General features: G+C 54.0%; 21 protein-coding genes. 12 read left to right on the forward strand and 9 right to left on the reverse strand.

Translation table 11 applies throughout. The annotated features are described in order from the left end of the window. Positions 1–312: 312 nt before the first annotated feature. The gene (locus AC07RN_RS10545) at positions 313–1,899 is read left to right on the forward strand and encodes an EAL domain-containing protein (RefSeq protein WP_478336318.1); all 1,587 of its coding nucleotides are present in this window, start codon (positions 313–315) and stop codon (positions 1,897–1,899) included. Here AC07RN_RS10545 and soxS read toward each other — a convergent pair. Next, positions 1,896–2,222 (reverse strand): superoxide response transcriptional regulator SoxS, encoded by a 327-nt coding sequence (gene soxS, locus AC07RN_RS10550; RefSeq protein WP_011915528.1) that lies wholly within the window; start codon positions 2,220–2,222, stop codon positions 1,896–1,898. The genes AC07RN_RS10545 and soxS overlap by 4 nt on opposite strands. A gap of 98 nt (positions 2,223–2,320) precedes the next feature. On the opposite strand from soxS, the gene soxR reads away from it, so the two are divergent. The 4 genes from soxR (at position 2,321) to AC07RN_RS10570 (ending at position 7,359) form a co-directional block, all read left to right on the forward strand. Further along, on the forward strand, positions 2,321–2,779 hold the full coding sequence (gene soxR, locus AC07RN_RS10555) for a redox-sensitive transcriptional activator SoxR (protein WP_011915529.1): 459 nt from the start codon (positions 2,321–2,323) through the stop codon (positions 2,777–2,779). A gap of 264 nt (positions 2,780–3,043) precedes the next feature. Next, positions 3,044–3,709, forward strand: coding sequence for a glutathione S-transferase family protein (locus AC07RN_RS10560; protein WP_449554898.1), 666 nt, complete (start codon positions 3,044–3,046; stop codon positions 3,707–3,709). 306 nt (positions 3,710–4,015) lie between these two features. Then, the gene (gene ghxP / locus AC07RN_RS10565; protein WP_011915531.1) at positions 4,016–5,365 is read left to right on the forward strand and encodes a guanine/hypoxanthine transporter GhxP; all 1,350 of its coding nucleotides are present in this window, start codon (positions 4,016–4,018) and stop codon (positions 5,363–5,365) included. Positions 5,366–5,712: 347 nt separating this feature from the next. Continuing rightward, positions 5,713–7,359 (forward strand): Na+/H+ antiporter, encoded by a 1,647-nt coding sequence (locus tag AC07RN_RS10570; protein ID WP_011915532.1) that lies wholly within the window; start codon positions 5,713–5,715, stop codon positions 7,357–7,359. Between the two features lie 426 nt (positions 7,360–7,785). Here AC07RN_RS10570 and AC07RN_RS10575 read toward each other — a convergent pair whose 3' ends face one another. Then, on the reverse strand, positions 7,786–8,673 hold the full coding sequence (locus tag AC07RN_RS10575; RefSeq protein ID WP_133631975.1) for a LysR family transcriptional regulator: 888 nt from the start codon (positions 8,671–8,673) through the stop codon (positions 7,786–7,788). Between the two features lie 100 nt (positions 8,674–8,773). Here AC07RN_RS10575 and AC07RN_RS10580 point away from each other — a divergent pair, with 100 nt between their 5' ends. Both AC07RN_RS10580 and AC07RN_RS10585 read left to right on the forward strand, forming a co-directional pair. Beyond that, entirely contained in the window at positions 8,774–9,184 is a 411-nt protein-coding gene (locus AC07RN_RS10580; RefSeq protein WP_478336319.1) for a CidA/LrgA family protein, read from the forward strand. Beyond that, positions 9,177–9,866: an LrgB family protein gene (locus AC07RN_RS10585; protein ID WP_011915535.1), complete on the forward strand. Its 690-nt coding sequence runs from the start codon at positions 9,177–9,179 to the stop codon at positions 9,864–9,866. Before AC07RN_RS10580 ends, AC07RN_RS10585 begins: the two co-directional genes overlap by 8 nt. Positions 9,867–9,902: 36 nt before the next feature. Here AC07RN_RS10585 and actP read toward each other — a convergent pair whose 3' ends face one another. The 3 genes from actP to acs all read right to left on the reverse strand — a co-directional run bounded on the left by actP (position 9,903) and on the right by acs (position 13,985). Further along, entirely contained in the window at positions 9,903–11,552 is a 1,650-nt protein-coding gene (gene actP / locus AC07RN_RS10590; protein WP_235134529.1) for a cation/acetate symporter ActP, read from the reverse strand. Further along, the gene (locus tag AC07RN_RS10595; RefSeq protein WP_011915537.1) at positions 11,549–11,863 is read right to left on the reverse strand and encodes a DUF485 domain-containing protein; all 315 of its coding nucleotides are present in this window, start codon (positions 11,861–11,863) and stop codon (positions 11,549–11,551) included. The genes actP and AC07RN_RS10595 overlap by 4 nt, the downstream gene beginning before the upstream one ends. Before the next feature lie 163 nt (positions 11,864–12,026). After that, positions 12,027–13,985, reverse strand: coding sequence for an acetate--CoA ligase (acs, locus tag AC07RN_RS10600; protein WP_478336320.1), 1,959 nt, complete (start codon positions 13,983–13,985; stop codon positions 12,027–12,029). Between the two features lie 419 nt (positions 13,986–14,404). Between acs and gltP the strand changes: the two genes are divergently transcribed. Next, the gene (gltP, locus tag AC07RN_RS10605; RefSeq protein WP_407438269.1) at positions 14,405–15,718 is read left to right on the forward strand and encodes a glutamate/aspartate:proton symporter GltP; all 1,314 of its coding nucleotides are present in this window, start codon (positions 14,405–14,407) and stop codon (positions 15,716–15,718) included. Between the two features lie 39 nt (positions 15,719–15,757). Here the strand turns inward: gltP and AC07RN_RS10610 are convergent, their stop codons facing one another. Then, positions 15,758–16,432: a tetratricopeptide repeat protein gene (locus tag AC07RN_RS10610; RefSeq protein WP_407438271.1), complete on the reverse strand. Its 675-nt coding sequence runs from the start codon at positions 16,430–16,432 to the stop codon at positions 15,758–15,760. A 162-nt stretch (positions 16,433–16,594) separates the two neighbouring features. Here AC07RN_RS10610 and AC07RN_RS10615 point away from each other — a divergent pair, with 162 nt between their 5' ends. From AC07RN_RS10615 to AC07RN_RS10625, 3 genes are read left to right on the forward strand one after another with little or no spacing between them, the layout of a single operon-like run. Then, a complete protein-coding gene (locus AC07RN_RS10615) occupies positions 16,595–17,146 on the forward strand; it encodes a type IV secretion protein Rhs (protein ID WP_478336321.1) in 552 nt (183 codons plus the stop codon). Then, positions 17,143–17,487, forward strand: coding sequence for a putative T6SS immunity periplasmic lipoprotein (locus AC07RN_RS10620; protein ID WP_449554894.1), 345 nt, complete (start codon positions 17,143–17,145; stop codon positions 17,485–17,487). The genes AC07RN_RS10615 and AC07RN_RS10620 overlap by 4 nt, the downstream gene beginning before the upstream one ends. A gap of 10 nt (positions 17,488–17,497) precedes the next feature. Continuing rightward, positions 17,498–18,001 (forward strand): Hcp family type VI secretion system effector, encoded by a 504-nt coding sequence (locus tag AC07RN_RS10625; protein ID WP_186754546.1) that lies wholly within the window; start codon positions 17,498–17,500, stop codon positions 17,999–18,001. A 149-nt stretch (positions 18,002–18,150) separates the two neighbouring features. Here AC07RN_RS10625 and fdhF read toward each other — a convergent pair whose 3' ends face one another. Further along, a complete protein-coding gene (fdhF, locus tag AC07RN_RS10630) occupies positions 18,151–20,298 on the reverse strand; it encodes a formate dehydrogenase subunit alpha (protein ID WP_478336322.1) in 2,148 nt (715 codons plus the stop codon). 255 nt (positions 20,299–20,553) lie between these two features. On the opposite strand from fdhF, the gene AC07RN_RS10635 reads away from it, so the two are divergent. Beyond that, entirely contained in the window at positions 20,554–21,285 is a 732-nt protein-coding gene (locus AC07RN_RS10635; RefSeq protein ID WP_011915545.1) for a response regulator, read from the forward strand. Here AC07RN_RS10635 and AC07RN_RS10640 read toward each other — a convergent pair. Continuing rightward, positions 21,282–22,286 carry a carbohydrate kinase family protein gene (locus AC07RN_RS10640; protein WP_478336323.1) on the reverse strand — a complete coding sequence of 335 codons (1,005 nt, stop codon included), beginning with the start codon at positions 22,284–22,286 and terminating at the stop codon, positions 21,282–21,284. The genes AC07RN_RS10635 and AC07RN_RS10640 overlap by 4 nt on opposite strands. After that, a complete protein-coding gene (locus tag AC07RN_RS10645) occupies positions 22,286–23,146 on the reverse strand; it encodes a ketose 1,6-bisphosphate aldolase (RefSeq protein WP_478336324.1) in 861 nt (286 codons plus the stop codon). Before AC07RN_RS10645 ends, AC07RN_RS10640 begins: the two co-directional genes overlap by 1 nt. Positions 23,147–23,155: the final 9 nt, after the last annotated feature.

Genomic DNA, 23,155 nt, shown 5'->3' on the forward strand with positions numbered 1-23,155 from the left:
AATAATCCTAAATTTCATGATTAAGATGTGTTTTTTTCAGGCTGTTGCGAGTTTGACTTAATCAATGATCCCCTGTCGTGTTATCTTAAAACTCACCGGTAATGCTGGATAATAACTTTCCCTAATAAAAACGAAACGCATACTTTTAGTTTGAGTTACGGACACATATTATCGTCATAACTAACTTTGAGAATTTTAATACTAAAAGTCAGTTGCTAACTTCGCATGATTCATGCAACGTAATCACCTGTTTATCAAAGCATCCGGCCTTCATTACTACAGGCACACATATTGCAGGGATATAGGGCGGAAATGAATCGTAGTGCACGGCGCAAGGTGCTGAGAGTAGTCGGGATCATCATGGTAGTTCTGCTACCGGTGATGCTTGCGCTATGGTTTGCCCAGCTAAGAGCCGTTACCGAAACAAGCAGCCAGCTACGTACCTTTGCCCAACTCGCTTTAGATAAAACTGAACTCGTTATTGAACAGGTTGATTTAGCCCGCGACGCTGCCAAAAAATACCAGGGCGAAGTGTGTTCGCCTGCGCATCGGCAATATATGTTAAATGTCGTTCGTGGACGTCTCTACGTGGCTGATTTAATATATGCAGATGGTCAGCGCTTTTTATGTTCCACTGTCTCCACGCCAGATCAACCCTACATTATCCCTACCGCAAATTACACACGTAAACCCGACGTCTCTATCTATTATTTCCGCGATACGCCGTTCTTCGCCGGTTATAAAATGACATATATGCAGCGCGGAAATTACGTGGTGGTGGTCAACCCATTGTCATATGGTGAAGTCATGTCGGCCGACCATGCATTGACATGGGGTGTATATGATACGGTGACTAACGATTTCTTTTCCGTCAGTCCACACGCCGAAATTTCTTTATTACATTCGCTATTAGGTAATCCTGAGCAAGCATTTCAAAGTAATGGCCGCTTTTACACCACCGCGAATTCTGCGAAACGTCCTATCGCCGCGATTGTTTCTACCTCGAATACCCGATTTTATGAAATGCTTTATCATCAGGCGACATTGACGCTGCCGCTGGGAATGATTTGCAGCGTAATTATATTGCTGGTGTGGTCACGCACACATCGAGAATTTAATTCACCTGGACGTTTATTGCACCGCGCATTAAATAAACGCCAGCTGTGTGTACATTATCAACCCATTATTGATATAAAAAATAAGCAATGCGTAGGGGCGGAAGCCCTACTTCGTTGGCCAGGTTTTAACGGTCAGGTGATGAGTCCCGCAGAGTTTATTCCGTTGGCAGAAAAAGAGGGCATGATTGAGCGGATTACCGATTATGTTGTTGAAGAGGTCTTTAACGATCTCGGGCATTTTTTGGGGAATAACCCGCATCTTTATATCTCCATTAACCTGTCGGCATCCGATTTCCACTCTTCTCGCCTAATCGCCCTGATCTCTGATAAAGCTCAGCAATATTCCGTGCGCGCTCAACAAATTAAGATTGAAGTGACTGAGCGCGGATTTATTGATGTGCCGAAAACCACCCCTGTGATTCAGGCTTTCCGTCAGGCCGGGTATGAAGTCGCGATCGATGACTTTGGTACCGGTTATTCCAACCTGCATAACCTGTATTCACTGAACGTCGACATCCTGAAAATCGATAAATCGTTTATCGATACCCTGACGACCAACAGCACCAGTCACCTTATTGCAGAACACATCATTGAGATGGCCCAGAGCTTGCGGCTGAAAACCATCGCTGAAGGGGTGGAGACGGCGGAGCAGGTGACCTGGTTACTGAAGCGTGGCGTGCAATATTGCCAGGGTTGGCATTTTGCGAAGGCGATGCCGCCGCAAGAGTTTATGGATTGGCAGCAGCACCCTGTTTACGTTCTTGTCCCGCGTACCAGCTAGTTGAGCTGGTGGCGGTAATCGCTCGGGGTGCGATCAAATTCGCGTCTAAATACCCGGGAAAATGTCTGCTGTGAAACGTATCCCAAATCCATCGCGATATCAAAAATCGGGCGGCGCGTGCTGCGCAACGCCTGCGCTGCCAAAAGCAATCTGCGCTGACGAATGTAATCGCCCAGCGTCTGATGCATGACCGTGCGGAACATTCTCTGCAGATACCATTTCGAATAGCCCGATTTCTTCGCGACGGCGTCAATGTTTAATGGTTGGTCGATATGTTCATCAATCCATTCAATCAATGTCTGAATAATTTGCTGATGTGACATAAGGTTGCCCCTCTTTAAATACAACACTTTCAGTTGATTGGTCGTTTTCTCTGCGGGGGAGTATAATTCCTCAAGTTAACTTGAGGTAAAGAGGTTTTATGGAAAAGAGATTACCGAGAATTAAAGCGTTGCTCACACCGGGTGAAGTCGCAAAACGCAGCGGGGTGGCGGTCTCGGCGCTGCATTTCTATGAAACAAAAGGGCTAATTAAAAGCATCCGTAACGGCGGCAATCAGCGCCGTTATACCCGCGATGTGCTGCGTTACGTGGCAATTATCAAAATTGCGCAACGCATCGGTATCCCGCTGGCGACCATCAGCGACGCCTTTGGCGTGCTGCCAGAAGGCCATTCGCTGAGTGCAAAAGAGTGGAAAGATCTCTCCTCGCAGTGGCGGGAAGAGCTGGATCGGCGCATCCATACGCTGGTTGCGCTGCGCGATGAGCTGGATGGATGCATCGGGTGTGGGTGTCTTTCCCGGAGCGATTGCCCGTTGCGTAACCCAGGCGACAAACTGGGTGAGCAGGGCACGGGCGCACGTCTGCTGGGCGAAGAATAAAAAAACTAAAGCGCCAGACTAAGGCGCTTTAGTTTATTCCCGGTCTTTGTCTTTCTCTCTATCCCGCTGGTTCACGGGAGGGTTTCCCCCGACATCAACACCCCTCATGTCGAGCAGTTGGGGAGGTTCCGGTTTGTGCTGACACTTTAATTGTATGCAAAATCGTCATCTTCGCCAGCGCGGATGTTCAGATTTTAGCCAAAATTTTTTCGCGGAGTTGTGCAATTTTCTATAGTTAGTTTGTATGAATCAAAGGAGAAAACCATGCTCACGCTCCACCACTTGAATCAATCCCGCTCACAGCGCGTGATCTGGGCGCTCGAAGAACTCGGCGTGCCGTATCAAATTGTCCGCTATCAGCGCGAAAAAACCATGCTGGCGCCGCCGTCGCTCAAGAAAATCCACCCGCTGGGTAAATCGCCTGTAGTAGAAGATAACGGCCTGATCCTCGCGGAATCGGGTGCAATTCTTGAATACTTGCAAGAAACCTATGATCCGGAGTCGCATCTTAAACCTCAGGATGCGGCGCATAAAACCCAGTATCGCTTCTGGCTGCATTACGCCGAAGGGTCGCTGATGCCGCTTCTGATGATGAAACTGGTCTTTAATAGTCTGGGCAAACCGCCGGTGCCTTTTGGTCTGCGAACATTGGGTAACTTGCTGGCACAAGGCGTACAGAAAGGCTATCTCAACGGTCAGATTGAAACGCACGCGCGTTTTGTCGAATCGCAACTGGCCGAGAACAGCTGGTTTGCAGGCGATCATCTCAGCATGGCGGATATTCAGATGAGCTTCCCGGTATTCGCGTTACTTGCGCGCGGTGGAGTCGACAACCTGCCGCATCTACACGCATGGAAGAAAAAGGTCGAAATGCGCCCCGCGTGGCAACGTGCGATTCAGCAGGGCGGGCCGTTTGAAATCCCCGGATAAACATGAATTGTTATTAAATTGCGCATTCACGATAACGTTTGCGCATCCTCTGGTTATTTCTTCAGCGTCATAAGGTAATTTTAGCGAAAAACGACAAAGTTAAGTTGAAAAGGGCCTGTATTAGGCTAGATAATCGTTTGCCTTCAATTAACCACCCGTTTTGTAAGCGCGGAGCTGAACGTTTGCTTTTTTTGTGACGGCCCCTATTCGTCGCAAACGTAGCACAAGGATTTGACGTTTCGCTGGCAGTGGAGTTGTCCACCACGCTTATAAACGAATGATAAAAATTCTCAGGGGATGTTTTCTATGTCTACGCCTTCAGCGCGTACTGGCGGTTCACTCGACGCCATGTTCAAAATTTCTGCTCGCGGCAGCACCGTGCGTCAGGAAGTTGTCGCCGGTCTGACGACCTTCCTGGCGATGGTTTACTCCGTGATCGTTGTGCCGGGTATGCTGGGTAAAGCGGGCTTCCCGCCTGCTGCGGTGTTCGTTGCCACCTGTCTGGTTGCGGGTCTGGGTTCTATCGTGATGGGCCTGTGGGCTAACCTGCCGCTGGCGATTGGTTGCGCAATTTCACTGACCGCATTCACCGCGTTCAGCCTGGTGCTGGGCCAACACATCAGCGTGCCTGTTGCACTGGGTGCGGTGTTCCTGATGGGTGTGCTGTTTACCGTGATTTCTGCGACCGGCATCCGCAGCTGGATTTTACGGAACCTGCCGCAAGGCGTGGCGCACGGTACGGGCATCGGTATCGGCCTGTTCCTGCTGCTGATTGCTGCCAACGGCGTGGGCCTGGTAGTTAAAAACCCACTCGACGGCTTGCCGGTTGCGATGGGCCATTTCGCCAGCTTCCCGGTGATCATGTCGCTCATTGGCCTGGCGGTCATTATCGGCCTGGAAAAACTGAAAGTGCCTGGCGGTATCTTGCTGACGATTATCGGGATTTCCGTGGTCGGCCTGCTTTTCGATCCGACCGTTCACTTCTCCGGTATCTTTGCGATGCCGTCGCTGAGTGATGAACAGGGTAACTCTCTGATTGGTAGCCTCGATATTGTCGGCGCGCTGAATCCGATTGTGCTGCCAAGCGTGCTGGCGCTGGTCATGACCGCGGTATTTGACGCCACGGGGACCATCCGTGCGGTTGCAGGTCAGGCCAATCTGCTGGATAAAGACGGCCAGATTATCGATGGCGGCAAAGCGCTAACCACCGACTCCCTGAGCAGCGTCTTCTCCGGTCTGGTGGGCGCGGCTCCGGCAGCGGTCTACATTGAGTCCGCAGCCGGTACGGCGGCAGGCGGTAAAACCGGTCTGACGGCAATCACCGTCGGCGTGCTGTTCTTGCTGATCCTGTTCCTGTCGCCACTCTCTTATCTGGTCCCGGTTTACGCGACCGCACCGGCGCTGATGTATGTTGGTCTGCTGATGCTGAGCAACGTAGCGAAAATCGATTTTGCCGATTTCGTTGACGCGATGTCTGGCCTGATTACCGCCGTCTTCATCGTACTGACCTGCAACATCGTCACCGGCATCATGATTGGCTTTGCCTCGCTGGTGATTGGTCGTCTGGTTTCTGGCGAATGGCGCAAGCTGAACGTTGGCACCGTGGTGATCGCCATCGCACTGGTGGCGTTCTATGCGGGCGGCTGGGCCATCTGATTTAAAGTGACCCGTCATACTTCAAGTTACATGTGCGTTGGCTTTCCTCGCTCACCCCGGTCACTTACATCAGTAAGCTCCCGGGGGGGGGGCGCTGCGTCGCCGCGTTACTCGGCCTATGGCCTCGCCCCTTCGGGGCCAGCGCAAGCGCTGTTCAAAACGCTAAAGGCGTTTTGTCCTGTAACCCGAATTATTTAGGGTACTAATGTGCGAAAACGGGTGGCTTAGGCTGCCCGTTTTCATTTTCAGACCACATCTCGTTGTCATTTGCGTTACTCTGAAGAGGGTAAAATAGAAGCACGACGCTTCAGGTTTTAGACAATAAGAAACACGCAAACAGGGAACGCATGGAAATTTTCTTCACCATTCTCATCATGACCCTCGTGGTCTCACTTTCCGGGGTAGTCACCCGCGTACTACCCTTCCAGTTACCCCTCCCGCTGATGCAAATTGCCATCGGCGCGCTATTGGCATGGCCGACGTTTGGCTTGCACGTCGAGTTCGATCCCGAACTGTTCCTCGTGCTGTTCATCCCGCCGCTGCTGTTTGCCGATGGCTGGAAAACGCCGACGCGCGAATTCCTTGAGCACGGGCGAGAGATATTTGGCCTCGCGCTGGCCCTGGTGGTCGTCACGGTGGTCGGGATAGGCTTCCTGATTTACTGGATCGTGCCGGGCATCCCGCTGATTCCGGCCTTTGCGCTAGCTGCAGTGCTGTCGCCTACCGATGCCGTGGCGCTGTCCGGTATTGTCGGCGAAGGGCGTATTCCGAAGAAAATCATGGGCATTTTACAGGGCGAGGCGCTAATGAATGACGCCTCCGGCCTGGTGGCGCTCAAGTTTGCCGTCGCCGTGGCGATGGGCACCATGATTTTCACTATCGGCGGCGCAACCGTTGAATTCTTCAAAGTGGCGATTGGCGGCATCCTGGCCGGTTTTGTCGTCAGTTGGCTGTATGGTCGTTCGCTGGGCTTCCTCAGTCGCTGGGGCGGCGATGAGCCTGCAACGCAAATCGTTCTGCTGTTCCTGCTGCCGTTCGCATCCTACCTGATTGCGGAACATATCGGCGTGTCGGGCATCCTGGCGGCGGTTGCAGCGGGTATGACCATCACCCGTGCAGGCGTGATGCGTCGTGCGCCGCTGGCGATGCGTCTGCGCGCCAACAGCACCTGGGCGATGCTGGAGTTTGTGTTTAACGGCATGGTTTTCCTGCTGTTGGGCCTGCAGCTTCCGGGTATTCTGGAATCCTCGCTGGTGGCGGCCGAAGCCGATCCAAACGTTGAAACCTGGATGCTGTTTACCGATATCGTGCTGATTTACGTCGCGCTGATGCTGGTGCGCTTTGGCTGGCTGTGGACGATGAAAAACTTCAGCATGCGCTTTCTCAAGAAGAAGCCGATGGAGTTTGGCTCGTGGACCACGCGCGAACTGCTGATTGCGTCATTTGCGGGCGTGCGCGGGGCCATTACTCTTGCCGGTGTGCTTTCCATTCCGCTGCTGCTGCCGGACGGGAACGTCTTCCCGGCGCGTTATGAGCTGGTCTTTTTGGCGGCGGGCGTGATTCTGTTCTCGCTGTTTATCGGCGTGGTGATGCTGCCGATTTTGCTGCAACATCTGGAAGTGGCCGACCATGCCCAGCAGCATAAAGAGGAGCGCATCGCGCGGGCCGCAACGGCGGAAGTGGCGATTGTGGCGATCCAGAAAATGGAAGAACGTCTTGCCGCGGATATCGAAGAGAACATTGATAACCAGCTGTTGACCGAGGTCAGTTCGCGGGTGATCGGTAACCTGCGCCGTCGCGCCGATGGCAGCAATGATGTTGAAAGCTCCATGCTGGCCGAGAAACTTGAGCGGCGCTTCCGCCTGGCCGCGTTACGCTCCGAGCGTGCCGAGCTGTACCACCTGCGCGCGACGCGCCAGATCAGCAATGAGACGCTGCAAAAATTGCTGCACGATCTCGATTTGCTGGAAGCGCTGTTGATCGAGAGTCAGTAATACGTGCGGTCTGATGCCCTCACCCCGACCCTCTCCCACGGGAGAGGGTCGGGGTGGTTTGCTCTCCCTTTTGGGGCGTCCCGCTCTGTCGGATACGTTTTGCGTTCCCTCTCCCACGGGGAGGGGGAGTGGTAAGCTAACCCTCAGAGAGCCTCCCTCTCAATCGGATGCGTTTTACGTTCCCTCTCCCGTGGGAGAGGGAGTGGTTTGCTCTCCCTTTTAGGGCGTCCCTCTCTACTGGATGACTTTTACGTTCCCTCTCCCACGGGAGAGGGAGTGGTAAGCTAACCCTCAGAGAGCCTCCCTCTCTACCGGATGCGTCTTACGTTCCCTCTCCCACGGGGAGGGGGAGTGGTAAGCTAACCCTCAGAGAGCGTCCCACCTCTACCGCATGGATTTTACGTTCCCTCTCCCTTTGGGAGAGGGTTAGGGTGAGGGAGCCCAAAACCCCTCGCAGCACGTCAGCCACGCCTGCGCGCTGTTCGACAGATAAACCCCTTCGCGCCAAATCATGCCTAGCTGCCAGTGCAGATCGCTTTCGAGCGGGATCCAGCGCAGCGTGTTTTTATCCAGACGTTCGCAAATGGGTTGCGGCAAAATCGCGATGCCTACACCCGCCTGTACCATTGCCGCGAGAAAATCCCACTGGCCGCTGCGCACGGCGATGCGCGGCTTCACGTCGTGCTGACTAAACAGCTGCATCAGCTGGCGGCTGAGGGCGAAATCTTCGTTGTAAATCAGCAGCGGATGCTCTGCCAGCAGTTCGGGCTTAACGGTTTCAATACTCAGCCAGTCGCCTGAGCGTGGAACCAAAACGCACAGCGGATGGCTGAACAGCGGTAGCGTCGCCAGACCGCTGTCTTCTTCGACGGGCAGGGCGGTCATCGCCAGATCCAGTTCCCCGTTCATCACCGCCTGCTGCACGGTTAATCCACCAAACTCAGAAATTTTCAGCTCGACGCCTGGATAGCGCTGGCGATACAGGCTGATCGGCCCGGCCATCATCATCCCGACCATCGGCGGAATACCGAGGCGCAACAGCCCTTTGTTCAGGTGGTTAATATCGCCAAGCTCCGCTTCCAGCTGGCGGAACTCCGCCAGAATCGCCAGGCCACGTTCAAACACCACGCGCCCGGTATCGGTAAGCAACAGCTTGCGCCCGTCGCGAATCAACAGCGTACAGTTCAGTTCGTCTTCAAGGTTTTTCAGCATTTTGCTGATGGTGGGTTGGGTGACAAACAGCTTTTCCGCTGCGCGAGTAAAACTCTGCTGGCGAACCACTTCGACAAAATAGCGCAGCGTTCTGATGTCCATGATTATTCCCCGAGACTATGCATTTGATGATTTTAATTCATTTCAGTCCGTTACGTGCGGTCTCTATACTGGCGCTTCATCTCATTTCAAGGAAATCCCCATGGCCGTGGCGTTAAGTCGTGTTACGCCTGCCGTTATGCAACGACTCCAGATTCCGGTTCAGGTCGGGCTTTATGCTGGATTGTTTGTTTTCGCAGAATACCTCGTCAGCTGGCTGCATTTGCCGCTGCCCGCCAATCTGGTGGGCATGATGTTAATGCTGACGCTGATTGTGTGTCGCGTTATCCCGCTGAACTGGGTGCGCGCAGGCGCAAGCTGGCTACTGGCGGAAATGCTGCTCTTTTTCGTGCCTGCGGTGGTGGCTGTGGTCAATTACGCCCAACTGCTGATGGTCGATGGCTGGCGCATTTTTGCCGTCATTGCGCTGAGTACGCTGATGGTGCTGGGCGCGACCGCGTGGGTGGTGGATAAAGTGTATCGCTTTGAAATCAGCAGGCAGAAGCATGACTAATTTTCAGGTCAGTCTGCTGTGCCTTATCGCCACGCTGGTTATCTATTTTGCCAATAAACGCCTGTATCGCCGCTTTCACACATTGCCGCTGATGCCGCTGGTGTTCACGCCCATTTTGCTGGTGCTGATGCTCATTTTTGGCCACATCTCCTGGCAGAATTACATTGGCGAATCGCACTGGCTGCTGTGGCTGTTAGGCCCGGCGACGATCGCCTTTGCCGTGCCCGTGTATGACAACCTCGCGATTATCAAACGTCACTGGATGTCGCTGACTGCAGGGGTCGTCACCGCGACGGTGGTGGCCGTCACCAGCTCCGTCTGGCTGGCGCGCTGGTTTACGTTATCGGATGAAATTCAGCGCAGCCTGGCGGTACGTTCGGTGACCACGCCGTTTGCGCTGGCGGCGGCGAAACCGCTGGGCGGCCAGCCGGATCTCGTGGCGCTGTTTGTCGTTGTCACCGGGGTGTTCGGCATGGCGGTGGGCGATATTCTGTTTCTGCGTTTGTCGATTCGCGAAGGCATGGCGAAAGGTGCCGGATTTGGCGCGGCGTCGCACGGCGCAGGAACGGCGCGATCCTATGAGCTAGGTCAGCAAGAAGGCGTGGTCGCCAGTCTGGTGATGATGCTGTCTGGCGTGGTGATGGTGCTGGCGGCACCGCTGGTGGCGTGGATGATGTTTTAAAATTCCCCGGCCAGCGCGGCCGGGGAGATCAGTTGATCAGTGCGCGCGGCCCTGATCGATGCCTAAGCCCGTTTGAGAACGGATAAACTGGGCGCGGAATTTCTCACGCTCCAGCTTACCTTCGGCTGAATTATCGGTGGCCGAGAAGAACCAAATCCCAATAAACGCCACGGCAATCGAGAACAGCGCCGGGTATTCGTATGGGAAGATGGCTTTTTCGTGACCGAGAATCTGCACCCAAATCGTTGGGCCGAGGATCATCAGGATCACCGCCGTCAGCAGGCCCAGCCAGCCGCCAATCATTGCCCCGCGCGTGGTCAGTTTTGACCAGTACATCGAGAGCAGGATAATCGGGAAGTTACAGCTTGCCGCAATCGAGAAGGCCAGTCCCACCATAAAGGCGATGTTCTGATTCTCGAACAGAATGCCCAGCAGAATCGCCACCACGCCCAGAATCAGAACCGTGATTTTGGAGACTTTCAGCTCCTGACGTTCAGTCGCACCTTTACGCCACACGTTGGCATACAGATCGTGCGAGACCGCCGAAGCGCCCGCCAGCGTCAGACCCGCCACAACCGCCAGAATGGTGGCGAAGGCGACAGCGGAGATAAAGCCGAGGAACAGGTTACCGCCCACGGCATCGGCCAGATGCACCGCTGCCATGTTGTTACCGCCAATCAGCGTGCCTGCGGCATCTTTGAATGCCGGATTCGCACCTACCAGCATGATCGCGCCAAAGCCAATAATAAAGGTCAGGATGTAGAAATAACCCATAAATCCGGTGGCGTAGAACACGCTTTTACGCGCTTCGCGGGCGTCTGACACCGTGAAGAAACGCATCAGAATGTGCGGCAAGCCTGCGGTACCAAACATCAATCCGAGACCAAGCGATAGGGCGGATATTGGATCTTTAACCAGCCCGCCAGGGCTCATAATCGCTTCACCTTTGGGGTGAACCGCCATCGCCTGGGTAAACAGATTATTGAAGCTGAAGCCCACGTGTTTCATGACCATAAAGGCCATAAAACTTGCGCCGAACAGCAGCAAAACGGCTTTGATGATTTGCACCCACGTGGTGGCGAGCATGCCGCCAAACAGGACGTACATCACCATCAGTACTCCGACCAATACTACGGCGATGTGATAGTTCAGGCCGAAAAGTAGCTGAATCAGTTTGCCGGCCCCGACCATTTGCGCGATCAGGTACAGCGCGACGACCACCAGCGATCCGCAGGCAGACAGGGTGCGGATCGGTCCCTGTTTCAGGCGATAAGACGCCACATCGGCGAAGGTGTAGCGCCCAAGATTACGCAGACGTTCGGCGATCAGGAACAGAATAATCGGCCAGCCGACGAGGAAGCCGAGCGAGTAAATCAGCCCGTCGTAGCCAGAGGTATAGACCAGCGCAGAAATCCCCAGGAACGACGCGGCGGACATAAAGTCACCCGCAATCGCCAGCCCGTTCTGGAAACCGGTAATGTTGCCGCCTGCCGTGTAGTAATCATTACGTGAGCGCACGCGTTTCGACGCCCAGTACGTGATATACAGCGTCAGCAGCACGAAAATCAGGAACATGATAATCGCCTGCCAGTTGGTTGGCTGGCGTTCCACCGCGCCGGTTAGGGCATCAGCCGCGTTGGCCGCGAAGGGCAGTGTGGCGGCTAGCGCCGTCAGGACTCGCTTCATGGGGCTTTTACCTCGCGCAACACTTCTTTGTTAAGGCGATCAAATTCACCGTTCGCGCGCACGACGTACACGCCAGTCAGCACAAATGAAATCACAATCACGCCGATACCGATGGGAATGCCTCGCGTCACGCTGGTTCCGGCATGCAAAGGCGTACCGAGCCAGTGCGGTGCAAAGGCGATCAGCAGAATAAAGCCGACGTAGATGATCAGCATGATGATAGAAAGCGTGAAGGCAAACCGTTGCCGTTTTTCGACGAGCTCCCTGAAATGCGCACTGTTTTCTATCCGTTGATAAATGTCGTCATTCATCACAGAACTCTCCAAAGGTAAGGTAGGTTTATAGTTATCAGTGGTGTGGTGTTCTCCCTCTCCCTGTGGGAGAGGGCCGGGGTGAGGGCATCAGACTGCAGAAATCCCCCTTACCCTAACCTTCTCCCTCAAGGGAGAGGAAACCGCCTGGAGCGGCATTCAGTCACGAAGGCATCGCGATGGCCTGCTTCTCTTCAAGCAGTTTTTCCACTACGCCTGGATCGGCGAGTGTGGAGGTATCACCCAGATTGCTGGTGTCACCCGCCGCGATTTTGCGCAGAATTCGGCGCATGATTTTGCCGGAACGGGTTTTCGGCAGGGAGTCGGTCCAGTGCAGCACGTCGGGTGTGGCAAGCGGACCAATCTCTTTTCGCACCCAGTTGCGCACTTCGGTGTACAGTTCCGGCGTCGGTTCTTCGCCGTGATTCAGCGTGACGTAAGCATAAATCGCCTGGCCTTTGATGTTGTGCGGGATCCCCACCACAGCCGCTTCGGCAATTTTTGGATGCGAGACCAGCGCAGACTCAATTTCAGCCGTCCCCAGACGGTGGCCGGAGACGTTCAGTACGTCATCCACGCGCCCGGTAATCCAGAAATAGCCGTCTTCGTCACGACGCGCGCCGTCACCGCTGAAATACATGTTTTTGAAGGTCGAGAAATAGGTCTGCTCAAAGCGATCGTGATCGCCAAACAGCGTACGCGCCTGACCCGGCCACGAATCGGTAATTACCAGGTTGCCTTCAGTTGCCCCTTCCAGCGGATTGCCTTCGTTATCCACCAGCGCAGGCTGCACGCCGAAGAACGGATGGGTCGCCGAACCGGCTTTCAGCTGGGTTGCACCAGGCATTGGGGTGATCATAAAGCCGCCCGTTTCGGTCTGCCACCAGGTGTCGATCACCGGGCATTTTTCGTTACCTATTTTCTTCCAGTACCACTCCCACGCTTCCGGGTTGATAGGCTCGCCCACGGAGCCGAGAATGCGCAGGGAAGAACGATCAGTGCCGTCGATGGCTTTGTCGCCTTCCGCCATCAGGGCGCGGATCGCCGTCGGTGCGGTATACAGAATGTTCACTTTATGCTTATCAACCACCTGGCACATACGCGCAGGCGTTGGCCAGTTGGGCACGCCTTCAAACATCAGCGTGGTTGCGCCGCAGGCCAGCGGGCCGTACAGCAGATAGCTGTGACCGGTGACCCAGCCCACGTCAGCGGTACACCAGTAGATATCGCCCTGATGATAATCAAAGACATATTTAAACGTGGAGGCCGCGTACACCAGATAGCCGCCGGTGGTGTGCAGCACGCCTTTTGGCTTGCCGGTAGAGCCGGAGGTGTACAGGATAAACAGCGGATCTTCGGCGTTCATCTCTTCGGGCTGATGCTGGTCGCTCGCTTGTTCAATCAGGTCGCTCCACCACAGGTCGCGGCCCTCTTTCCACTCAACGTTACCGCCGGTACGCTTGAACACCACCACATTGCTGATGCTCTTGACGTTCGGGTTTTTCAGCGCTTCATCGACGTTTTTCTTCAGCGGAATACTGCGTCCAGCGCGCACGCCTTCATCGGCAGTGATCACCAGTTTTGAATTGGAATCGATAATGCGTCCGGCTACGGCTTCCGGCGAGAATCCGCCGAAAATAACAGAATGGATCGCCCCGATGCGCGCGCAGGCGAGCATGGCGACGGCAGCTTCGGGCACCATCGGCATATAAATGGCGACCACATCGCCTTTTTTGATGCCTTGCTCCAGCAGGACGTTGGCGAAACGGCACACGTCGCGGTGCAGCTCTTTATAGGTGATGTGTTTGCTTTGGGACGCGTCGTCACCTTCCCAAATAATGGCGGTCTGATCGCCGCGCTCGGCGAGGTGTCTGTCCAGGCAGTTGGCCGCGAGATTCAGCGTGCCGTCTTCATACCATTTAATGGAGATATTGCCCGGCGCAAAAGAGGTGTTTTTCACCTTCTGATACGGCTTCATCCAGTCAAGAATTTTCCCCTGCTCGCCCCAGAAGGCGTCAGGGTCAGAAATGGATTGCTGATACTTCTCTTTATACTGCTCCGAATTAATCAGGCAATGGTCCGCAATATTTGCGGGAATGTCGTGTTTGTGGATTTGGCTCATGGCTTTTATTCTCCTTGTAGGATGTTAATAATATGTCGCAAAAACGTTAATTGTAGGGGCTTTGCCAGCTTTGTTTGTTATTTGGGCGACAGATCACGCAATGTTTGAATAGTTCAAAAAATCAGCAAATGACACTTAGAAGGGAAATAATTCAGGTGAATGATTATTCACAAATAATGAAAAAAAACCGTTTTTATAACAAAAGGTTATTAATAGGAATTATTATAAATTAGCGTCATAACGCCTTTTGTCAGTGAAATGCCTCGTTCTATAAGGCTTGCGCAGCAGGCCATGCAGATGATAATGATACGCCGCGTTAAAAAACCCTATAAACCAACGCAACACAATTCATACCCTTTCAGTATGTGTCCATATTCATTCCTGATGATCAGGACGCTTCATTGAGGAAGCCTGTTTTTATGAAAATTTTGAAAATCAGCCTGGCCTGGCAAATTCTGCTCGCCCTTGTGCTGGGCATCTTGCTGGGTAGTTATCTGCATTATCATAGCGACAGCCGCGAGTGGCTGGTGGTGAACATGCTGTCTCCTGCCGGAGATATCTTTATTCACCTGATCAAAATGATTGTTGTCCCGATTGTGATCTCGACGCTGGTGGTCGGTATTGCAGGCGTCGGCGATGCGAAGCAGTTAGGCCGCATCGGCGCAAAAACCATCCTTTATTTCGAAGTGATCACTACGGTTGCTATCATTCTGGGTATTACTCTGGCGAATGTGTTCCAGCCAGGCTCCGGGATTGATATGTCGCAGCTGGCGACGGTGGATATTTCGAAATACCAAAGCACAACGGCAGAAGTGCAAAGCCATGCTCATGGCCTGATGGGAACCATTCTTTCGCTGGTGCCGACCAATATCGTGGCGTCGATGGCAAAAGGCGAAATGCTGCCGATCATCTTCTTCTCGGTGCTGTTTGGCCTGGGGCTTTCGTCCCTGCCAGCGACCCATCGCGAACCCTTGGTCACGGTGTTCCGTTCGATTTCCGAAACCATGTTTAAAGTGACGCATATGGTGATGCGTTATGCGCCGGTGGGCGTGTTTGCGCTGATTGCTGTTACCGTCGCGAACTTCGGTTTTGCCTCACTGTGGCCGCTGGCGAAGCTGGTTATCCTGGTACACTTCGCGATTCTGTTCTTTGCGTTGGTGGTGCTAGGGCTGGTGGCGCGTCTCTGCGGATTACGTATCTGGATCCTGATTCGCATCCTGAAAGAGGAGCTGATTCTGGCGTACTCCACGGCCAGCTCTGAGAGCGTGCTGCCGCGCATTATCGAGAAGATGGAAGCCTACGGCGCACCGGCGTCTATCACCAGTTTTGTGGTGCCGACCGGGTACTCGTTTAACCTGGATGGCTCCACGCTGTATCAGAGTATTGCGGCGATCTTTATCGCGCAGCTGTACGGAATCGATCTGTCACTGTGGCAGGAAATCGTGCTGGTACTGACGCTGATGGTGACCTCGAAAGGTATCGCAGGCGTGCCGGGCGTGTCGTTTGTGGTTCTGCTGGCGACGCTGGGCAGCGTCGGTATTCCGCTGGAAGGTCTGGCCTTTATCGCCGGTGTTGACCGTATTCTCGACATGGCGCGTACTGCGTTAAACGTGGTGGGCAATGCGCTGGCGGTGCTGGTGATCGCCAAGTGGGAACACCAGTTCGACCGCAAAAAAGCGATGGCGTACGAACGGGAAGTGCTAGGTCGTTTCGATAAGACGGCCGATCAGTAATGCTTTGATTCCCTCTCTCGGCAGAGAGAGGGAACTCTTTTATTCGCCGCTCAACGCCTCAAACTCTTCGCAGCCCGTATCAAATCCTTCGCTACAGCTCAGATTAAACCAGTACAGCGCTTTCTGTTTGTTGGGCGTGATAAACCCTTTTTCACCCTGCTGGAACACCATTCCGGCCCAGTATTCCGCATACCCCGTGCGTGAAAGGGCAGAGCTGCGTTTGAGCCACAGTTCGGCCTGAGCATCATCCTGCGCCATCTCCACGCCGTTGGCGTAAATCAGACCTAACAGCATTTGCGCATCCACCGCCGAATCGTTATCGATATCGTCCGTCGCGGTTTGCAGCAGTTTGATCGCCTGCGGATAGTCGGTGGTTCCGGCCTGGGTATTCACCAGCAAACGCGCCAGCATGATAGCGCCGCGTTTGCTGCCCGCAAGTGTGGCCTGTTGCGCCAGCGTTTTTGCCTGAGCATATTCGCCATGCTTGAAATGGATTTGCGCGAGCAGCGCCATGGCGTCGATATCACCGCCCTTGGCGGCTTTTTCGGCCCACAGCCCAGCTTGCTTATCATCACCCGAACTGAACCAGGTGTCTGCCAGGTAGTACTGCGCGCGCGCATCACCGGCTTCGGCCTTTTCTTTAAATTGGCTGCCAATTTCGTCAGCGTTGGCAAGTGTTGTAAACAGTAACAGCAGGGAAAAAATGGCTTTCATGGAGTCTTATCATTGGGGTACATGGCGCGCAGTATAATAAATATGCGACAAAATGAGAAAGGGTGACCTGACTGCCTGATAATGAAGGTGAGCATTTTTTTGCAAGAAAGGTTTTAAATTACAGAGTATGAATATTTTTTGACCAGTGGATAAGGTCTGCAAATGCTCAGGGAAATGAACGACATTGACAGAGGTGGTTTACGTCGCCTAACGCTTGGGGAAATCAATCTGGCCCGTACACTCTATAGTTTCAGCATTCGTTATAACGAGGTCTGGATCCATAGAGCCAGTTACTTACCTTTCAACATGCAGGCCAGCAATTATGCTATGACCCCAAACGGTGAAATGTATTTTCAGGAGGGAGTATATGAGTCTGATTTTTCCAGACCTTTCCTCAAACTGGATCGCGTCGGGGGTCAGCATATTTTTCTGCATGAGATGATGCACGTCTGGCAGCATCAGCGTGGAATGATGGTCAGAACGCGGGGAGCATTCTCATGGGCAGTTGATTATAACTACGAGCTCAATAAACCAAACCTCATGGATTACGGCATTGAAAACCAGGCTTGCATTGTTAGTGATTACTGGCTGCTGAAAACATACGGCTTCGGCAATCGTAGTGACTTATACCGCCTCAAAGATTATGACCCATCAGAACCCATTCCACAGCTTATGGCTCGTTATCAGAAAATATTAGGGAGTTTCCCACAATGAGGCGTTTTTTTACCCTCCTTCCATGCTTTGCTATTCTCACTGGTTGCGGCGTTGGCGATCGAGCAGCCCCCTGGCGCTCAGTACTCGTGGATAAAGAGAAAGTCTGCTTCTCAGTGAATAAAGAAGACATTTTAAGCCGCTATAACATTTCTTCTACACAAGGTGGAAAATACAAAGAATTTGCCTCTGAACAGACTCTCTCGCTTTCCTACCCCGCATCATGTGTGAAATTAGCGCTCACGCCCGGCTACACCTATGGCGTGTCTTATACATTGAACAATATAAATTATCGCTACGTGTTTTTTATCGACAACGACTGGAACGTTCAAAGCTCTCAATAAGGAAATTGCAATGTCATTACCAGCTTATATGTATCTTTACGATGAAAATGGAAACCAGATTAAAGGTAGCTGCATGGCCCTGGGCCGTGAGGGGGCTATTGAGATCATGAATAGCAGCTACGGCGTTTTCCAAAACACATGCCGTAATACGGGTAAATTAATGGGATCGCGGCAACACAATGCATTTACGCTGCATAAAGAAATTGATAAAACCTCTCCCTATTTCGCAGTGGCTGCCTGCCAAAGCAAACGGCTAAAAAAGGCCGTCATTCACTACTACGATATAAACGAAGCGGGTATTGAGTATGAGATCTACCGTCTTACACTTAACAGTATTGTGATCATGTCAGTTAACGCGGCCCATGCATATATGCCCGGTTCTCACACTCCCGGCATGATGGAAAATATCGCTATTTCCTATTCAGGAATTGAATGGTTTTATCTTGAAGGAAATATCAAGTATGACGACGACTGGAGTCGCCCGGTAGGCTACAACCAACAACAGCAGCGTTGATTACCTTTACGGCCTATCTTCTGAGGATAACGGTGACATTGCTAAGGCCTGGTATTCCGATGACCACGTCCATAGGACGTGGTTTTAAGTTAAAAATAAAAATGGGATGAATAAATCATCCCATTTCATTATTGAACGCCGCGTGAGAATCAACCCATGGCGCTTTCGCGCAAACTGGCTTTCAGCTTCGCATATTCATCAATGACATATTGCTCGGCAGAATGCTGATCGGCGATAGACTCCACGCGCACAGCGCAATACTTATACTCCGGCGTTTTGGTTATCGGGCTTAAGTTTTCCGTCACCAGCTCGTTACAGGCCCCAATCCACCACTGATAAGTCATATACACCGCGCCTTTATTGGGGCGCTCACTGACCTGTGCACGGGTGATGATGCGGCCCTTACGCGAACTTACCCACACCAGCGCCTCATCTTCGATACCCAGTCGTGCGGCATCGGCGGTGTTGATCTGCGCGTAGCCCGGTTCGTCGGCCAGTGCAGCCAGCGCCGCGCAGTTACCGGTCATCGAACGGCACGAATAGTGGCCCACTTCACGCACCGTAGAGAGCACCATCGGGTACTCGTCGGTGAGCTTATCGATAGGCGCGACCCAGTCGCAGGTAAAGAACTGCGCCAGTCCGTTCGGGGTATCGAATTTCTCTTTGAAGAGATACGACGTTCCCTGATCGGCATCCGATTCGTCGCGGCACGGCCACTGGATATACCCCAGCTCACCCATTTTATCGTAGGTAGCGCCGGTGAAATCCGGACACAGATGACGCAACTCGTCCCATATTTCCTGGGTGTTGTTGTAGTGCATCGGATAGCCCATGCGGGTCGCGATTTCGCTGATAATCTGCCAGTCGGTTTTCAGATCCCACTTCGGCTCCACCGCTTTAAAGAAGCGCTGGAAGCCGCGGTCCGCCGCTGTGTAAACCCCTTCATGCTCGCCCCATGACGTTGACGGTAAAATAACATCCGCCGCCGCCGCGGTTTTGGTCATAAAGATGTCCTGCACAATCACCAGCTCAAGATCCTCAAAGCCCTTACGCACCGCAGAAAGCTCAGCGTCTGTCTGAAGCGGATCTTCGCCCATGATGTACGCCGCGCGCACTTCGCCATGCGCCGCTCTATGCGGCAGCTCGCTGATGCGATACCCCGTATGCTCAGGCAGGCTTTCAACGCCCCAGGCTTTGGCGAATTTCTCGCGATTTTCCGGGAACTTCACGTACTGATAGCCCGGATAAGTATCCGGCAGCGCGCCCATATCGCAGGCACCCTGAACGTTGTTTTGCCCGCGCACCGGGTTAACGCCCACGTGCGGTTTACCAAGATTACCCGTCAGCATGGCCAGGCTTGTCAGCGAGCGCACGGTTTCCACGCCCTGATAGAACTGGGTGACGCCCATGCCCCACAGAATCGACGCGGTTTTCGCCGCCGCATACATCCGCGCGGCCTGGCGAATCTCTTGCGCGCTCACGCCGGTGATCGTTTCGACCGACTCCGGCGTATAGCCTTCGACAATCTTGCGATACTCTTCAAACCCTTCGGTACGGCTGGCGATAAACGCCTGGTCGTACAGGTTTTCTTCAATGATGACGTGTCCCATCGCGTTGAGCAGGGCGATGTTTGAGCCATTTCTTAACGCGATATGCATATCTGCAATACGCGCCGTCTCTATTTTACGCGGATCGCAGACGATGATTTTCGCCCCGTTGCGCTTGGCGTTAATGACGTGATTCGCCACGATCGGATGTGAATCCGCCGGGTTATAGCCGAAAATAAACACCAGATCGGTGTTATCTATCTCGTTGATCGCATTACTCATTGCGCCGTTACCGACCGACTGGTGCAGACCTGCAACCGATGGGCCGTGTCAGACGCGAGCGCAACAATCGACGTTATTGGTACCAATAACGGCGCGCGCGAATTTTTGCATTACATAGTTGGTTTCGTTACCCGTCCCGCGTGATGATCCGGTGGTTTGGATCGCATCCGGGCCATACTTCGCTTTGATGTCGCTCAGGCGGCTGGCGACGTAATCCAGCGCTTCATCCCAGGAGACAGACTCCAGCTTGCCGCCGCGCGTGCGGCGAATCATCGGGGTTTTCAGACGGGGGGTCAGGATCTGGGTATCGTTAATAAAATCCCAGCCGTAATAGCCTTTCAGGCACAGCGTGCCCTGATTGGTCTTACCCTGCGCAGCCTCCGCCCGGACGATTTTGCCGTTATCGACCACCAGGTTTATCTTGCAACCCGAGGCACAATAGGGGCAAACCGTGACGACTTTTTTCATCGGTCTCGCTCCAGTTAATCAGTTCTTCGCACCCATTATGCAGCTTCTATGCCATGTTTTTATTGTGGGTATGCCCTGACTTTACGGGCGATGTGCACCAAAAACCCTGACGAGGAGCAGGCAATCGTCAAAATTGACGTGTCGAAGGGCAATGGATGTGACATGGGTTGAAATTCCGTCACGCGGTCATGGATTTGGCTGGAGCCGTTTGCAGAATAGGTCAGACTTAACATAATCCCCTGACGGAAGCATGCGATGAAACCGGCGATTCTGGTTGTTGATGACGATACCGCGGTTTGCGAACTGCTGCAGGATGTGCTCAATGAGCACGTTTTTGCCGTGCATGTCTGTCATAACGGGCTGGATGCGCTGGCGATGGCGCAGCGTGAACCCGCGATTGCGTTGGTGTTGCTGGATATGATGCTGCCGGATATCAACGGCCTGATGGTGTTGCAGCAACTGCAAAAATTGCGGCCCGAGCTGCCCGTGGTGATGCTTACGGGCATGGGCGGCGAATCCGATGTGGTGGTAGGGCTGGAGATGGGCGCGGATGATTACATCGGTAAACCGTTCAATCCGCGCGTGGTCGTCGCGCGGGTCAAAGCCGTACTACGGCGCACCGGCGTACTGGCGGCGGAACCGACTGCTCCGCGCGTATCAGGGATCGGTTTTAACGGCTGGACGCTCGACACCACGCGCTGTGAGCTGAGCGATCCCCAGCGCATGACGGTGCCTTTAACGCAGGGGGAATACGGTCTGTTGCTGGCGCTGGCGCAAAACGCACGGCGGGTGTTAAGCCGCGAACAACTGCTGGAGCTGACCCACAGCGAAAGCGCCGACGTGTTTGACCGCACCATCGACGTGTTAATCATGCGTCTGCGACGCAAAATCGAGATCAATCCGCATCAGCCGCTGCTGATTAAAACCATTCGTGGGCTGGGCTACGTCTTTGCCGCAGACGTGTCCCATCACGATAAAGCGGCCTAAGCGTTGTCGTGAATTAGCGTCTTAAGCTCCTCCAACGTTTTTGCCCCGTCAATCGCATTCGCGGCCAGCAGGCTGGCTCGCGCGCAGGCATGCGCCAGCTGAATACTGTCCGTCAACGGCCAGGCTTCGTGGCAGCCATACAAAAAACCTGCGCAAAACGCATCGCCCGCGCCAACGCTGCCGATAATCTCGTCCTGTTCGAGCTGTTTTGACGCAATCCACTTGCCCGGCTCGCCCGGCGTTTCGCCCCAGGCCCCTTCGGGACAATGAATCACCACGCGCTGTTTGACCCCTGCGGCCAACAGCTGCGACGCCGCCAGCGCGATGTGGTCAATATCCGGGGCATCATCACCGTTACGCATCTCCAGCCCGCTAAATTCCCCGACTTCCAGCTCGTTGATCACCAGATAATCCACATAGCGCAGGGCAGGGAGCACTAGCGGCTGATAGCGCGGATCGCCTTTGCGTGACACCAAATCGAGCGACGTTTCATACCCTTGCTCGCGCATTTGCGCCAGCAGGCGTGCGCTGCGGGTGCCAAATTCGTCATCCGGCATATCCAGGCTGTCGAGCAGCAGCAGATACCCCAGATGGAAAATCTTCATCGAAGAATCGAGTCGGTCAAAAGCGGGGAGATCGAGCAAGCGATTGGCGGCAGGCGAATGGAAAAAGGTGCGTTGCCCACTGGGATCGGTCATCACCTGCGACATTGACGTGGGGGCAAACGTGGTGCGCTGTACCCGCTGGCGATTGACGTGGTACTGGTCGAGCATCGCCATAATGTAGTCGCCATCGCTGTCTTCTCCGATAAGACCGACCGCCTGCAACGGCAAACCGACGTGCATTTTCGCCAGCGTCAGCAGGACGTTAAGCGGTGCGCCGCCGGTCGCCCGCTCGCTGTGAATAATCTCCGCCAGCCAGCCGCGCTCCGGCCACTGGACGATCTGATGAACATGATCGACCAGCATGTTGCCCGCGGCGATAACCCCTTTGCGTTCCATTACGCCTGCCCCGCGCTACCAAAAATGCGCATTTGTTCAGAAACGGTGTCAGTAATCGCCTCTTCAATGCCTAACAGCAGCTCGGCAAACTCATCATAAATTGGCTGGCGATGCGTGATGCGTTGCTCAACCGACGCCAGCGCGGCCTGCGACATCCCGGTGTAGAAATTGATTTTGTGAATACCCAGTTCAATGGCGCGGCGGAAATCCGCGTCGCTGATCCCGGAGCCACCGTGCAGCACCAGCGGCAGGCCGGTTTGCTGGCGGATGGCGTCCAGACGCGGGAAGTCGAGTTTCGGCTCGCCTTTGTATTTGCCGTGCGCATTGCCGATGGCCACGGCCAGCGCGTCGATACCCGTCTGGTCGACAAACTCACGTGCCAACTGCGGATCGGTGAAAAAGGCCTCGTCGGCATGGCCGTACAGCGCGCCGCCTTCGTCACCGCCCACCGCACCCAGTTCGGCTTCCACCGACACGCCGACCGCGTGGCACATTTTCACCACTTCACGAGTCTGGCGAATATTCTCTTCATAGCTCAACGTCGAGCCATCAAACATCACGGAGCTGAATCCTAAGCGCAGAGCCCGCACCACCGCCTCAAAATGCAGGCCGTGATCGAGATTTAGCACCACGGGAATATCATGGCGCGCGGCTTCAAACTTCACCGCTTCGACTAATGAATCGAGGGACAAATACTTAAAATGCACTTCCGCGATGTTGATGATAAACGGCGAGCGCTCCTGTTTTGCTGCGGCGAAAAGCGCGCGCAGAAAGTGGGAGTCGAGCACGTTGAACGCGCCCAGTGCGTAACGGTTTTCACGGGCGTGTTCCAGCCCCGCGGCGAGAGAAATCAGCGGCATTATTCACTC

The organism is Lelliottia sp. GFLA7, from assembly GCF_056490165.1.

What these genes read in the sequence shown, in the direction of transcription:
- AC07RN_RS10545 (WP_478336318.1), top strand. Translation starts at nt 313, where the DNA reads ATGAATCGTAGTGCACGGCGCAAGGTGCTGAGAGTAGTCGGGATCATC.
- soxS (WP_011915528.1), bottom strand. Translation starts at nt 2,222, where the DNA reads ATGTCACATCAGCAAATTATTCAGACATTGATTGAATGGATTGATGAA.
- soxR (WP_011915529.1), top strand. Translation starts at nt 2,321, where the DNA reads ATGGAAAAGAGATTACCGAGAATTAAAGCGTTGCTCACACCGGGTGAA.
- AC07RN_RS10560 (WP_449554898.1), top strand. Translation starts at nt 3,044, where the DNA reads ATGCTCACGCTCCACCACTTGAATCAATCCCGCTCACAGCGCGTGATC.
- ghxP (WP_011915531.1), top strand. Translation starts at nt 4,016, where the DNA reads ATGTCTACGCCTTCAGCGCGTACTGGCGGTTCACTCGACGCCATGTTC.
- AC07RN_RS10570 (WP_011915532.1), top strand. Translation starts at nt 5,713, where the DNA reads ATGGAAATTTTCTTCACCATTCTCATCATGACCCTCGTGGTCTCACTT.
- AC07RN_RS10575 (WP_133631975.1), bottom strand. Translation starts at nt 8,673, where the DNA reads ATGGACATCAGAACGCTGCGCTATTTTGTCGAAGTGGTTCGCCAGCAG.
- AC07RN_RS10580 (WP_478336319.1), top strand. Translation starts at nt 8,774, where the DNA reads ATGGCCGTGGCGTTAAGTCGTGTTACGCCTGCCGTTATGCAACGACTC.
- AC07RN_RS10585 (WP_011915535.1), top strand. Translation starts at nt 9,177, where the DNA reads ATGACTAATTTTCAGGTCAGTCTGCTGTGCCTTATCGCCACGCTGGTT.
- actP (WP_235134529.1), bottom strand. Translation starts at nt 11,552, where the DNA reads ATGAAGCGAGTCCTGACGGCGCTAGCCGCCACACTGCCCTTCGCGGCC.
- AC07RN_RS10595 (WP_011915537.1), bottom strand. Translation starts at nt 11,863, where the DNA reads ATGAATGACGACATTTATCAACGGATAGAAAACAGTGCGCATTTCAGG.
- acs (WP_478336320.1), bottom strand. Translation starts at nt 13,985, where the DNA reads ATGAGCCAAATCCACAAACACGACATTCCCGCAAATATTGCGGACCAT.
- gltP (WP_407438269.1), top strand. Translation starts at nt 14,405, where the DNA reads ATGAAAATTTTGAAAATCAGCCTGGCCTGGCAAATTCTGCTCGCCCTT.
- AC07RN_RS10610 (WP_407438271.1), bottom strand. Translation starts at nt 16,432, where the DNA reads ATGAAAGCCATTTTTTCCCTGCTGTTACTGTTTACAACACTTGCCAAC.
- AC07RN_RS10615 (WP_478336321.1), top strand. Translation starts at nt 16,595, where the DNA reads ATGCTCAGGGAAATGAACGACATTGACAGAGGTGGTTTACGTCGCCTA.
- AC07RN_RS10620 (WP_449554894.1), top strand. Translation starts at nt 17,143, where the DNA reads ATGAGGCGTTTTTTTACCCTCCTTCCATGCTTTGCTATTCTCACTGGT.
- AC07RN_RS10625 (WP_186754546.1), top strand. Translation starts at nt 17,498, where the DNA reads ATGTCATTACCAGCTTATATGTATCTTTACGATGAAAATGGAAACCAG.
- AC07RN_RS10635 (WP_011915545.1), top strand. Translation starts at nt 20,554, where the DNA reads ATGAAACCGGCGATTCTGGTTGTTGATGACGATACCGCGGTTTGCGAA.
- AC07RN_RS10640 (WP_478336323.1), bottom strand. Translation starts at nt 22,286, where the DNA reads ATGGAACGCAAAGGGGTTATCGCCGCGGGCAACATGCTGGTCGATCAT.
- AC07RN_RS10645 (WP_478336324.1), bottom strand. Translation starts at nt 23,146, where the DNA reads ATGCCGCTGATTTCTCTCGCCGCGGGGCTGGAACACGCCCGTGAAAAC.